This window comes from Paraglaciecola sp. 25GB23A (assembly GCF_040012495.1).
Classification (GTDB): domain Bacteria; phylum Pseudomonadota; class Gammaproteobacteria; order Enterobacterales; family Alteromonadaceae; genus Paraglaciecola.
The window spans coordinates 1-13,212 of the sequence record NZ_JBDYKM010000005.1 but is presented as its reverse complement, the minus strand read 5'-3'; the positions used below and the strand labels follow the sequence as shown (position 1 = coordinate 13,212).

Here is a 13,212-nt window from a genome sequence, read left to right as displayed (position 1 = left end):
CTTAACTCAAAGCAATACCTGACAATACGGGGTTAATAGGGCTTTTCATAAAAGGCCACTTGGCCCCGACCTTTTTCTTTCACGCGGTACATCATATTGTCGGCATTTACCATTAACTCGTGAAGTACATTGCCGTCTTTAGGGCCGACTACAATACCAATACTTGCCCCAATTTCACATTGCTCATATTCGGTCATATAGATTGGCTGCTTGATATCTTCGAGTATGGCGTTGGCCTGTTCGACCACTAATTTTTGTTCAAAATGCCCAAGCTGACGAGCGACAATAAACTCATCTCCACCCCAACGTATACAAAGATCTGTATCCAAATTAAAACGCGTTTTGAGTCTTCTGGCAATTTCTACTAAGACCTTATCACCGGCCTCATGCCCAAAAGTATCGTTGATAGGTTTGAATTTATCTAAATCGATCATCATCAATACTAAGTGCTGTTTCTGTTTAAGGCAGTAAAATAGGGTTTTATGTAATTTTTTCTCGCCTGAGCGGCGATTGAGTAAATGGGTTAGGGGATCATGATCCGCCTCAAAGCGGGTTTGAAATTCGCGCTCAGCGCGCTCAGTGACGTCGTGTAAAATAACTTCAACCAAACTATCTTGTGTACCCCGTGTTGTGGCGCGCTGCTCAGTTAATTTTGCAAATAAACAATGCATCCACATGGTTTTGTTACCTACCCGACATTCAATGTCTAAGGTGATTTGTGGAAGATTATTTTCTGCCCGAATGCTAAATAATAGTTCTTGTAACTTATCCACATCATTTAGCAGGGTAGGAAAGTGCAAAGAGGCTAATTTTTCATGCTCATTCACAGTAAAATAACGTTCAAAAGCGGGGTTGAAGGTAGTGATCATATTCTTTTCGTCTAATAAACAAATCCCGGCACTGGCTTGTTCAAAAATAAGTCTGAATTTGCTTTCTAGTTCTTGGGTTTTTTCGCGTAATTCTCTCTCATTACTGATGGTAAGGTGCAGTTCGTGCATTAATGAGTTAATGCCCTGGGTTAGTTTGCCAATTTCATCTTGTTTACCTTGTTTTACCACTAACATGCGCATCGTTTCGGGTGCACTAGGATCAATCGTCGCGAAGCTGTCAGTTAATCGTTGAATCGGCTTTGTTAACCACCTGCGCACTACAAGTGAAACAAAAAAAGCGATGATGATGGAATGAATTAACATCAGCAGCACTTCTTTTTTAAGGGATTTTTTGGCCTGTTGTTGAATAAAAGTATTGTTTGGATAAAGTGTTAATGCGCCAACTACATTATCAATGATAGAAGGATGCATTAAATTAATGCTAATGCGATCTTTATCAATCCCTATCTGGCCAACAAAGATTACCATGCCTGTTTTACTTTCTAAGTTGACCCCTTTTACTAAATCGTTATTGAGTAAGCCATTGACAATTTGTTGACCGAGTTCGCTATCATCTAAATTAGCCGAAACTGCTGCAGTTTTTGCCATTGTCTCAGCTAACTGCTTGACCATTTGATAGTTTATTTGTTGCTTTTCTTTAAGCCCAGTGTAATAAGACAATGTCGATGAAGCTAATGAAACTATTACTGCGACAAAGGCAATGGATAATGCGACTCGGACATAGAGTTTTTGGCTAATTTTCATTAAATCGGTAAACCACTTTTATTGGACCAGGTAACGGGTCGTTAGAGAACTAGCCAGTCGAATATTGAGATATTGGCAAGTTAGCTAAGCTGTCTAATTTGGGGTGTTATGAGCAGGTAAACAATTGATGGCAGATCCCTAAGCCTTGCAAAACCCGCTTTTATTAGAATCATACTACAAAGAAGGAATATCACCTCACATAAAATTTAAGCAACGACCAATCAGGATAATGGCAGCAAGGTGACACCCAATCGCTATTCAAAGTGCGCCATTAGGCTCGATGGAAACAACCTTTTTTATATTGTTTATACAAACTACTGAAGCCTAACTGTAGGTGTATAGTTTTTTATTTATCGGTTCTGGTGCTACTTTTGGCAAGCTCAAACAGCAACTAAATCCATTGGTCTGACTAGCATGCAATTTAATTTCGCCACCCAACAATTGAGTAACAAAGTTATAAACTAAATGTAAGCCTAGTCCAGAGCCCCCAGAGCCCCTTTTGGTTGTAAAAAAGGGTTCAAAAGCCCTTTTTTGCACTTCCTCACTCATACCAATGCCATTATCAGTATATTCAATGATCACATAATCTTGGCTGGCAACAACGTCAATGTTAATTTCTCCAGAAAAATTTTCTGCAAAACCATGTGTGATTGAATTATTGACTAAGTTACTGATAATTTGAAAAAGCGCGCCTGGGTAGGTATCCAGCATTATTCCTTCTGAACAAACTATGTTTAGTTGACAATTTTGCTGTTTTAACAAGGCTTGCAGGGCGAAATGGGTATCGAGGAAAAATGTTTTAAGTTCGATTTTACGCCTGCTTTCACTGGATTGGTCGACCGCTACTTGTTTGAAACTGCCGATCAATTGTCTTGCCCTCTCAAGGCTGCTGATGAGAAGTTTTACCGACTCTGCCAAATGCGTAAGGTATTTGACGAAACCCGAGCGAGTCAGTTTGTCGTTATTGACCTTGTTCAGTAACTCTGTTGTGGCATCCTCCAGAGTAGAGGCTGCAGTAACTGCTATGCCTATTGGAGTATTGATCTCGTGCGATATTCCAGCCACTAAGCTGCCTAGTGAAGCCATTTTTTCTTGTTCAATTAAACTGTTTTGGGTACTTTGTAATTCTTGAGTACGCTCGGCGATTAAGCCTTCTAATTCGTGAGCTCTTTGCAAAATAATTTTAGTGCGCAGACCTACAGCCACGTAAATTAATAAACCGCCGAGTGTTAACACAAGTAACAAAAACCAAAGGGTTTGCCAGAACTTGGCCAAGACTGTTACCTTGATAGCCAATTCGTCGTCGCTCCAGTTACCATTTCTGTTGGTTCCGCGAACATGCAGAATATAGTCTCCTGGCCAAAGATTACTGTAGCTTGCTGAGCGGCGACTTGAGTCAGTTATAATCCAATCACGGTCAAAGCCTGCTAATTTATAAGAATATTGATTCGATTCTGGTTCAGACAAATCGAGGGCGGCAAACTCAATACTAAAACTTTGCTCATCGGCTTTTAAACTCAGGCCCTCTGACAATCTAGCCATATTTGCACTCTTACCGTTAACCCGCAATTCTGTTGCCACCAGTGGAGGCTGAAATTGCCAAGGGACAAATTTTTCAGGCTCTATCATGAGTAAGCCTTTGCTGCCGCCAAAAAGTAAAGTGCCATTGCGGGTTTTGGTAAACGATCTGAACCACGGGGTGCCAATGTCATTACCGTCAGCCCGTTGTAACTCGATAATTTGTTTCTCGTCAGGTGTGAATATGAAGTTCTGCGACCATATCCTTCCTCTCTTATCTTCTAACAGGTTGGCTCCAAGGGGGCGCCCCTCATAACCCATTTGGCGGCTAATATTGGTAAGCTCAACATCGTCCTCGTTATGCCACTTCGTAATATTAAGGAGTCCGTCTGGCGTGTCTAACCAGAATCGTTGTTTACTGTCGATTAACATACCCACGATACTGGTAGTACGTAAGTCTAGCTCCCCATCAACTTTACCGTTTATTTGCTGCAGCGTGTTAGAGCCCTGAGCTATTTTGTAGAGGCCAGTAGCGCCTGTTGCGACCCACACATTACCTTGTTGATCTTGTTGGATAGCATTTATGCCCTCTCGAAATACAATGTCGTCATGCAGAGATATCATTGAAATTTTATCTGTTGATGCTGACCATAAGGCCAATCCCTGATTAGTACCAATCCAAAGGTCGCCGTTTGTAGCAGGTTTAAGTACCCTAATATTGGCACTAATCAAACCCTTATCATGACCAAAGGGCTCAAATACCTCGGATTGTGGATCAAAAAGGTAGAGTTTCCCCGGGTTTACACCTACCCAAATTTTACCGTCAATGCGCTCTGCCATTGCAGTAATCCAACCTGCTTGGAGTGCGCCACTTACCCCTGGTTTTGAACGGTAGCCACCTACAACACCGTTTTTAATGTCGTAAATATCGATACCCTTACCTCGCGTCCCTATCCAAATTTGTCCACTGTGCGTTTCAAGTACACTGCTGATATTAGGATCAGATAATAAGTTTGGTTTTAACATACTGTAGCGAAGCACATTAAGGCCATTATGGTTTTGCTGATGGCGTTGCAAACCTCCCCCATAACCCGCTGCCCACATTATCCCTGAATTATCTTTAAGCAGAGCTCGAATATCATTGTTAGCTAGGCTGTTGGGATCTGATGGATCAGGCACTATTCTGTTTAACCATTCGCCAGAACGCAGATCAACTCTATCTATCCCGCCAAATCGGCCTATCCATATTTCATTTTTGTCAGCCTGAGTAATGGTATACACAGCACTACTATTGTCTTGGGGCAGAATGCCTTGCAAAGCAGGCTGTATTGTCATTTTTTCTGGATTTAGTATGTATACACCATCCTTGTCGGTACCTATCCAAATACGCCCCATTTCGTCTTGATAAAGACTGCGAATAAACTTTTCTGCCAAGGCTTCGCCAGGCGCGGCCAAGATAGATTCAAAGTGCTCTTCTTTAGAATTGTATTTATTTAAACCGCCTCGACTACCTACCCAAAGGTCCCCAGCTTCATCAATGAGCAAGGCCCGAATATCGTTGTGTAGCAGTTGATTTTGTTCTTTATTGAAGGGCTGTATGGCTGATTTATTGAGAGAGTTGATTTTAACTACACCGCTTTTGGTGCCTAGCCAAATGTTACCTAATCTATCCTGTACAACGGCCGAGACACTCGATAAGTAAGGATGTTGCAACAATTGTTGATGGTCAAAAAGATGGCTGAAGGTCTCTGTTAAAGGATTAAATACCGACACCCCGCCTGGCTCAGTACTGATCCAAATACTACCGTCAGATAAGGGCAATATATCTCTAATAAAGTTTCCACCCAGCGATTCAGGCTTCTGAGTATCGTGCGTAAACAAGCGAAAACGGTAGCCGTCATATCTTACTACTCCCGCTGCAGTGCCAATCCAAAGATAGCCTTGACGGTCTTGAGCCAAAGAGGCGACAACATTTTCAGGGATCTTTTTTTCATCCCCGATTCTGATAAATTCGTTATTGGCGAGTGAAAAAGGAGTAAGTGATTCATTACCGTACAGGTGCCCAGATAGAAGCATGAGTAGCAGACAACAATACATCGTTAATCGTTGTGAAATACTATTTTGCGGCACTTGACGACTTTCCTGTATTAATTCTCAGTCCAGATTAAAAGCTTGCTGCTAAGCAGTCAATAACTGGGCGTGATAAACATAAGTTAGTAGGGGCAATGAGTACTTAGAATCCGCAATATTTAGTGTTTAGCTTGTTAATCTGGGCATTAAAAATAACAATTAATACACGGGTTTTTACTAGCACGTTTTTTGGCTAACCTTTGATCATTTATTAATAAAGCTGCGCACTGCCTGAGCGAAAACCTCTGGCGCGCACCACGGATCACCATGGCCGCAGTCCTCGTCAAGCTCTAGCACATTTGCCCCAATTAATGCAGCAAATTTTCGCGCAGGTTGGGGCGTAACGACTCTGTCATCATCAGCAATTATAATCAAAAACTCGGTCTTGATTTGGGCGGCTGTTTTTTGCCAATCGTTGTCGAAATTACGAGCAATATTATGCTCTATCATCGCTTCGGCCTGACGCTGCCTATCCCAGCTTTCAGCCACACTCATGGTGTTGGATTGGCCTCTTGTAGTGATAATCGAAATCGTGTCTTCGCGGCTTATATCTTCAGCCAACTTGGAAGGAACAGCGGCTAACATGCCAATACCAGCCATCACCTCGAGAACCTCTTTGCACTGGCATTCCCTATAAAGAGCGAGTAATCGATTGTTGGTACTCCATAAAGCGATATCAAACGCTGCTAAACGAGGGCTACCTATGACTGCCACCGTTTTTTTAGCAAAACCAGGAAAACGGACCGACCACTCAAAAGCCTGCATACCGCCCATCGATAAGCCCACTATGCTGTGTAAAGACTGAATATTTAAGGTTTCGTTAAGAAGCCTGTACTGGCTGTCGACCATGTCGGAAATATTTATCTGCGGAAACTGACCACCCGCTTGCGTCTCGCTGTTTGATGGTGAAGTGGATACCCCATTAGCTAGAGCATCGACAATAATGATGTAATACTTTTCAGGATTGAGTAATTCTGGAGAGGCCAAATAAGCGTGTTCAGCAGACGTGCCAGTGAACCAAGTTGGAACAAGCACAGCATTGGATTTTTCGTCATTCAGTGTGCCGTAAGTTCGATAGCCAATTTTGCAAGGCGCTAATACTTGCCCGCTTATAAGAGGGCATTCAGCAAAGTTGGCGAATTGTTGTGGGGCTTTGAGCAAGGCGCTGGCAAAACTCAGATTGCTCCACAGAAGAACACTTGAAATCACTGCTAAAATATAGAAATTCATCGCCTTTGAGTCTCATTTACAATAGGCATTAGATCCTATTAAACCACTTTAGCAGCCGGTCTGCTCTTCAATTATCGAGACCCAAAGAAACTGCAGGCAGTCACAAAAACCTTATGGGTATGAGCTTGCACATTTATGACTGAAGTAAAGTTTGACATTGTGCAACGCTAAAGCGTAATTACTTTGAAAATTCGACGAATTAATTTTGAAACTCAGAACTCACCAAGAGGAGAGTAAGCCGAAAAGAACGACAACATATAGAGATAGGTGAATATAATTGCTCACAATGATTAAATATAGCACAGAGTGCGACGCTATATACCCAGCATCACTATTCAAACGAAATCTAAATAGTGTAATTCGCAAATTTGAGTCTAGGAAATGGACTCACGTTCTAATAACAATAAACCAATAGCGGAAGTTATTCATCCGATATCCGATATCCGATACTAACTAATCTGGTTGTTAAAGCTCTCCATTCCAAACTGTCGTTGAATGGCACTTGAGGGCACAATTGCAGCCGTTGACAACCTGCTTGGTGACCCTCTCAAGTTACTGCAAAGCAGACATTAACGCTCATCCAAATAATTTAAAAACGAATCAAAAGGTTGCTAATACGTGGAAAAGCATACATTGAATTATCCTAATTAAGCCCTATAATGTAAGCAATAGCTTATTAACGTTTAGAAATTCATGCAGAAATCAGGCAATCTACTACATTCCATCGGAATGCTCGTACGAGGCGTTCGTTCTCTCACTATGGGGCAGCAGGAATTGGCTGTTCGAAGTGGCGTGGGTCGCAATACGGTATCCAATATAGAGAACGGAAAGAGCGTAAGTGGACTTTCACTATTGTTAGTCCTTGAACAACTGGAACTGATAGATGAATTCCAAGTATTTGTGGATGAAAAGATCAGTGAACACGATACAAAACTGCGGCGTAAGTCACGTAAATATCAAGAGTTAGATAATGAATTCTAAAGCCTATGTGTTTGTCGACGGCTTAGAAAACAAGCCGGTTATTTGTGGTGTCATCGTGCTAGACACCGAAAACGAGCTTGGTCGTTTCCGCTATGGTAAATCGTATCTTGAGCGAGATGATGCATTCCCTATTGATCCGGTTAACTTGCCTCTGGTAGATAAAGAATTCACGACAACAGTAAATAAGGGATTATTCGGTGCGCTGTCAGATGCTGGCGCTGATTCCTGGGGTGAGAAGGTGATTTTATCGCTGCATAGCACTAAGCCAAAAAACAAACTAGAGTTCCTTCTGGCCGGATCGGGTATGGGCGTCGGCGCACTCGTATTTAGCCTCTCTAAGACTGGCTCTAAGCATAAGGTAAATAAAAACAATCTTGGGATGTTGCCAATGTTGTTAAGAACTAAAGATGCGATATTGGACGATGAAAATGTTTCAGACGAAGCCAAGAAAGCATTTGAATATGGCAGTAGCATGGGCGGAGCAAGACCCAAGACGGTTGTATCTGAGGGTGATAAATTGTACCTGGCAAAGTTTAATCGGCCAGATGACATTATTAATGTGGTGAGGGTAGAAAACGCCTGTATGCACATGCTAGCAGAGTTGCCCGTTCGAGTGGCGGGTACGCGAGTGTTTAAAGCAGAAGCTGGTGATGTTCTGTTAGTTGAGCGCTTTGATGTAGATAAGGGCGTACCAACATCCCACTTCCTGAGCGCCAACTCTTTATTCAATCTCAAGAAGGTCAGTGATACGTCGCTTAAAACAAACTACTCATATGGTCAACTAGCGGAGTTCATTCGAAAGCATGGGGCTGAGCCAGAAGATGCCCACGAGCTGTATTACCGTATGGTGTTTAATGTGCTGATGGGAAATACTGACGACCACTCACGTAACCATGCTTTACTCTTTGAGTTCGCAACGCGCACTTGGAGATTATCTCCTGCCTATGATGTTCTGCCTATAAATAAAAGTGTACTGCAAGGTATAGGTGTCGGTGAAGAGGGGCGCTTTGGTAAGATAGACAATGTATTAAGTCAGTCAAAGCGTTTTGGGTTAAGACGTTTTAAAGCAAAGCGTATCGTAAAAGAAGTCGCAGAATTAGTTCATGAATGGCAATGCTACTTCATGAACCATGAAGTGAGTTCTGCTGACATAGGCCGATTAACATCAATGGTGCCTAACATTCATGTTGATGTTTAAGGGATTAACTACTTGAAGGATTAACATGTATTTTACACTTCGAGATTTTCCTAGGTATAACGCGGATACAGCCTTTTATAGATAGTTAATTTAAATGTTAGGGAAACTAATTCGGTAAAACAGTTCATTTAGAGTCCTCTTTGATTGGCAACTGTGTACGTATTCCGGTCGCTGGTCACTGAGATTTTAATAGCACGCTTGAGCTAACAACTGCTATTGGGATTGTTCTTTATATTTCTTGGTGATGCACCGAAGCGGATTTTTCCTTAATAAATCACTGTGATTTAGCCGTGCAATAACTATCCTGCTGGGAGAGAAATTTTGTGCTTGGCAATTTCCCTATTGAATGTCGCTATACCTTGATCGGGAAGTTTGTCAGCCATATGTCGCTCAAGAGTTCCTCTTGCCTCACCATAATCACTCCAATCAATGCTTGCTGTATACGCTTGCATATTTGCAAAGACTTTGGTCAGTGTTCTGAATTTTCCACTGCGAGTCGCCTGCCTTAGACCATTTAAATAACTTTCACGGTGAACTGTTGGGATGATAACTTTATGCTCTTCATTGGCAACAAGCTCTGCGTTGAGCATGATGCGAGATAACCTTCCATTACCATCATCATGCGGATGGACTTCGGCCACTAAGAACTGCATAAAGATGGCTCTGGGTAAACCTGCTGGCAATGATTGGTATATTGGAAATGCTTGTGTAAATGTGCCTTCTACATGCTCCGGCAGCACAAACGAAGTATCCCCAGCTTTATTCGGTTCGATCTTGAATTCGCCAGGGCGCTTCTCTGGGCGCTCGCTCATGATGAGTGCGTGGCGCTCTTTAAGTAGATTGATAAGTTCTTCCGGTGAAGATGGCACAACACACATTTCAGAATAATCACTTACTACTCCAAATACAGATAGGACGTCATGACTATCTTGATAACGATTGTTGATCATCGTTTTTTCAAAAACAATCTTCTCAGCTTCGTCGATTTCAAATTCAGTGCCTTCAATGTAATTCGAGAAATAACTCTCGTAAAAAGAGAGGTTTCGCCATCCTTGAGTATTGTAGCTATATGATGACGGAATTAACTCACAGCGCTGTAAGTAATTCGCTAAAGAATGGAAAAGTGTCATGCGATGATTATCAAACGGTTCAATCTTAGCGTGAGCGATTGCTCTTGGGCTATCAAGGTTTTTAATTGGTTGTGTCGAAAGAATGCTGCCGACAATAAAATCTAGCATTTTCGCTTCTCGTTGCATGTTAAGAGTGATAGCACTTTTGTTTGCTAAGTCACGTAATCGATTTAGCTCATCTTCACCGTACCTATCCAGAAATGCGCAAAGCTTTTCTTCTACCCAGACTTTGCCCAGAGACTTTATAGCGCCAGTATCGCCATGGGCTATTTGCAGGTTTTCAAGTAACAGTCTTGCAGGTGCACTCCTAGATAACTCTGGCAAGAAGCGTTCAGTTAATGTGTTAACGTCGCCAGGGATGATATTGACTGTTAGTGAATCTGCTATCTTGACGCTCTTACGCACTTTAATATCTGCCGTGATATAAACGACACCATCGATAGGTTTGAGATATTCCGCTGTGCTGTGGCTAGCAATGGCTGTTGGGTAAAGGTAATCAACTATCTTCGACCATTGTTTGATCACCAAATCGTTAATTTCTTCATAAGGTGCATCTGTGTATATCCCCTGCCTGATGCGTTTAAGTGCGCCAGCGGTATACTTCTTTGACAGCGCTTTGGACTCAGCGGTATCTTTTGGGAAATACAAATTAGACATAGTTACCTCAAAAAAGCGAATTACTTAACATAAAACGCATTATAAATGAATTATTCGATATAAAAAGTCCATAAGGTGAATTATTTAATATAAAGTGCGTTACAAAGGGAGTTATTAGATATAAAAATTCTATTTGGTGAATTACTTAATATAAAATGGGTTGCAAAGGGAATTAATTGATATAAGTAGCAATGAGAGTTAAGAACCCAACTCTTTTAGAATAAAAATGGCACAAATAGGAAGTCCGATAACAATAACCTCATGAGTGCCTGCAATATTGTCTGTTGCTGTCATTAGAAATCTACAGAAGCAACTTCCGCTTTATCGCTCGAAGCCGAATATCGGCCATGTGCCAATTGCAGACATTCACCACTGATTTGGTTACCCTCCAAGTTACTGCAAAGCAGACATTAACGCCCGCATAAAATGCGGAGTAAGTTGGGCGTTTTCTTGCGCCGTTTTTTTTGCAAAAAATCGGACAGCTTGTGGAGTCAGATTTGATGAGCTTGCATGGGTTTTTAATGGCGCACATCATCTCGTTTATCCCATTGAGTTCCTTCCCAATTCGATATAAAACCTTCTTCACCACACTCTAGACATTCCCACCCAATTATATGACTATCAGGATCAACCCATACTTCTATTTCGCCATCACACTTACGACAGTTAACACTAGCGAAACTTACTGGCCGCTCATATGCAATTGAAGCTGATTCAATAATTGCAGTCAAAAAAGCTAATAACTCGATTGATTCAAAGTTTAATTCAGCCAAGCTTCCATCTTCATCCAAAAAGTGCTGAATATTTGTAATTAATGCCATTGCTGAATCCTCTTTGGTAATTGGATAAACCCTAACGCCCTACAGCATGCCCCAATACTTCACATGCTTCTTGGAACTTACTTCTGAATGAGACAGCGTCAAAAGCCCCTAATCTTTTTTGATTACTGAGTAAGACGCTAGTTGAATCAAACAATAGTGACAGAGAATAATGAATTAATGCCTTGCCTTTCAGGCTAACTATTTTTGGGAAATCAGGCCTAACGCTGAAATGTCCGACGTTGTACATATCCGGCCTCGAAGGCAATCCAAAATGAGAGCGGCCAGAAACTCGCTTTTGAAACCGAAATGCATGTAATGGTTGTCCATTTTCTTTCGCTATGCTTTCAATTAGCTCAAAGTCAATGAGTAGATTTTCCATATCCCCACCATATTCGCCTTCAAGACTATCACTCAATTTCTTGAAAATTGGAATTAATTCTACCGATATTGGCTGAGTATGAATATCTACCATATTTGCGTTGATGCTTATTTTCATATTCGGAGATAGTTTCTCGAAAAAAGGCCTAACGCCTCAATAAGCGCCGAGCGCTTTTTTTTCGGGAACGTCCGTCTTCATTGATTTGTTATGCGTCGTTTTACTCAAAAGTATATCCCCAAATATAGCAATGCACATGGAATAAAGCCTAACAATATTGAATAGGTTTTAGTGAGGCCTTTAAACAAAGAACGCCGCAGCACATAACTCGCTAAAGCGAAGATGGGGCCAACCCAACCAGCCATTGCCCATTGCGCATGATAGGCAAAAGAATCAGGTCCAGTGCGTTGATTCACATGGAAGTCAATTGTAATAATCAAATGAAATACTAGAGCAGGAACCATCGCTGCAATTCCACTCAAATATGCATTTCTTTCAGTCTTTGAATATTTATAAAGCACAATCAGTAGAATTGGGATACCGATGTTTAGCAAAATAAAAAACCAAGAAACTAAACCGTCACTAAACATTTTTCATAGACGCAATCGTGGTAGAACGGCCCATCACTGAGCCGCCCCCACACAGATCCGGACGTGCGGAACTACCGCATCCGGCTCTTCAGTTATATATTCACTCGTGCAGACGTTGCCTTCACGTGTCCGATAATAAAACATCTTACTTTCGTTCCTTTATCCAGCGACATTTAATTCCCGACACAACTTCGCCTGAATGTGACGAATTGCAATTCGGTTTTCATGCATTCTCCAGCCCTACATGTCCGGTGCATGTTTCTGTTGCAGTTCTGATATAACCGCTTGCCCCTTCGCCATGTGGTTGGCTTTCCCAACCTCAGACTACTATGAGCAAGTCTGACTGCCAAAAGGTCTTCGTTCGCCTCGTTTATGACTTAGCATCCCTACCATATCCCTATGGAACACCTTTGGCTCTCTCAAGTTCCTGATCCATCTCTTTATACATGCCACGGCTTGATAACTCCGCTGACTCGCCACAATCTCACCATAACGATTGCTTTGCATGGACTTCGACGGCGTTACAAGCCTGGTCAGTCAGAACTTAATGTATTATCGAAGCGATACCAGCACTTCAGGGACACGTATCCCCTATGGCCTATATAATTCTCTGTCTACGCTTCACATTGGTTGTTCGTCTGATTGTGTCTTCACACTGCAAAGCACTTCCTTTGCACAGACTCCGCGCAATGCGCAAGACTCGATACGGGTGGTTGGCTAAACCTTACCCGACAGGGACTTACACCCTGCAAGATGCATCAAGCTTGCTTGACGCACTAACGCTTTGCCAAGGGGCAAATGCGAACGTTGTTGGGCAAAGCCCTGTGAGTGTTTGTCCCAGCCGCGCTTTTTGCGGCGAACTTTGGCAACTTGTGTACGCCCAGCATGGGCATGAACTAATGAGGTGAAAGTCCTCTGTAGGAAGGTCACCGTTTATTTAACTTACC

10 protein-coding genes are annotated in these 13,212 nt (G+C 42.1%); 2 read left to right on the top strand and 8 right to left on the bottom strand.

The genetic code is table 11. The features are described 5' to 3' along the window. Window positions 1-32 precede the first annotated feature (32 nt). From ABKW31_RS10460 to ABKW31_RS10450, 3 genes are all read right to left on the bottom strand, one after another. Complete coding sequence (locus ABKW31_RS10460; protein WP_348616293.1) at window positions 33-1,634, bottom strand: diguanylate cyclase; 1,602 nt, start codon at window positions 1,632-1,634, stop codon at window positions 33-35. Between the two features lie 324 nt (window positions 1,635-1,958). Continuing rightward, entirely contained in the window at window positions 1,959-5,282 is a 3,324-nt protein-coding gene (locus tag ABKW31_RS10455; protein WP_348616292.1) for a two-component regulator propeller domain-containing protein, read from the bottom strand. Between the two features lie 204 nt (window positions 5,283-5,486). Further along, entirely contained in the window at window positions 5,487-6,512 is a 1,026-nt protein-coding gene (locus ABKW31_RS10450) for an alpha/beta fold hydrolase (protein WP_348616291.1), read from the bottom strand. Window positions 6,513-7,271: 759 nt separating this feature from the next. Here ABKW31_RS10450 and ABKW31_RS10445 point away from each other — a divergent pair. Continuing rightward, window positions 7,272-7,493 (top strand): helix-turn-helix transcriptional regulator, encoded by a 222-nt coding sequence (locus tag ABKW31_RS10445; RefSeq protein ID WP_348616290.1) that lies wholly within the window; start codon window positions 7,272-7,274, stop codon window positions 7,491-7,493. Then, window positions 7,483-8,691 carry a HipA domain-containing protein gene (locus ABKW31_RS10440; RefSeq protein ID WP_348616289.1) on the top strand — a complete coding sequence of 403 codons (1,209 nt, stop codon included), beginning with the start codon at window positions 7,483-7,485 and terminating at the stop codon, window positions 8,689-8,691. Before ABKW31_RS10445 ends, ABKW31_RS10440 begins: the two co-directional genes overlap by 11 nt. 299 nt (window positions 8,692-8,990) lie before the next feature. On the opposite strand, the gene ABKW31_RS10435 is transcribed toward ABKW31_RS10440, so the two are convergent. From ABKW31_RS10435 to ABKW31_RS10415, 5 genes are all read right to left on the bottom strand, one after another. Beyond that, entirely contained in the window at window positions 8,991-10,478 is a 1,488-nt protein-coding gene (locus tag ABKW31_RS10435) for a Fic family protein (protein WP_348616288.1), read from the bottom strand. A gap of 518 nt (window positions 10,479-10,996) precedes the next feature. After that, on the bottom strand, window positions 10,997-11,299 hold the full coding sequence (locus ABKW31_RS10430) for a hypothetical protein (RefSeq protein ID WP_348616287.1): 303 nt from the start codon (window positions 11,297-11,299) through the stop codon (window positions 10,997-10,999). 31 nt (window positions 11,300-11,330) lie between these two features. Further along, on the bottom strand, window positions 11,331-11,795 hold the full coding sequence (locus ABKW31_RS10425) for a hypothetical protein (protein ID WP_348616286.1): 465 nt from the start codon (window positions 11,793-11,795) through the stop codon (window positions 11,331-11,333). Window positions 11,796-11,899: 104 nt separating this feature from the next. Beyond that, window positions 11,900-12,157: a hypothetical protein gene (locus tag ABKW31_RS10420; protein WP_348616285.1), complete on the bottom strand. Its 258-nt coding sequence runs from the start codon at window positions 12,155-12,157 to the stop codon at window positions 11,900-11,902. 825 nt (window positions 12,158-12,982) lie between these two features. Continuing rightward, window positions 12,983-13,195: a hypothetical protein gene (locus tag ABKW31_RS10415; RefSeq protein ID WP_348616284.1), complete on the bottom strand. Its 213-nt coding sequence runs from the start codon at window positions 13,193-13,195 to the stop codon at window positions 12,983-12,985. Window positions 13,196-13,212 lie beyond the last annotated feature (17 nt).

Coding starts and splice junctions, on each gene's coding strand:
- ABKW31_RS10460 (WP_348616293.1), bottom strand. CDS start 1,634: ATGAAAATTAGCCAAAAACTCTATGTCCGAGTCGCATTATCCATTGCC.
- ABKW31_RS10450 (WP_348616291.1), bottom strand. CDS start 6,512: ATGAATTTCTATATTTTAGCAGTGATTTCAAGTGTTCTTCTGTGGAGC.
- ABKW31_RS10445 (WP_348616290.1), top strand. CDS start 7,272: ATGGGGCAGCAGGAATTGGCTGTTCGAAGTGGCGTGGGTCGCAATACG.
- ABKW31_RS10440 (WP_348616289.1), top strand. CDS start 7,483: ATGAATTCTAAAGCCTATGTGTTTGTCGACGGCTTAGAAAACAAGCCG.
- ABKW31_RS10435 (WP_348616288.1), bottom strand. CDS start 10,478: ATGTCTAATTTGTATTTCCCAAAAGATACCGCTGAGTCCAAAGCGCTG.
- ABKW31_RS10430 (WP_348616287.1), bottom strand. CDS start 11,299: ATGGCATTAATTACAAATATTCAGCACTTTTTGGATGAAGATGGAAGC.
- ABKW31_RS10425 (WP_348616286.1), bottom strand. CDS start 11,795: ATGAAAATAAGCATCAACGCAAATATGGTAGATATTCATACTCAGCCA.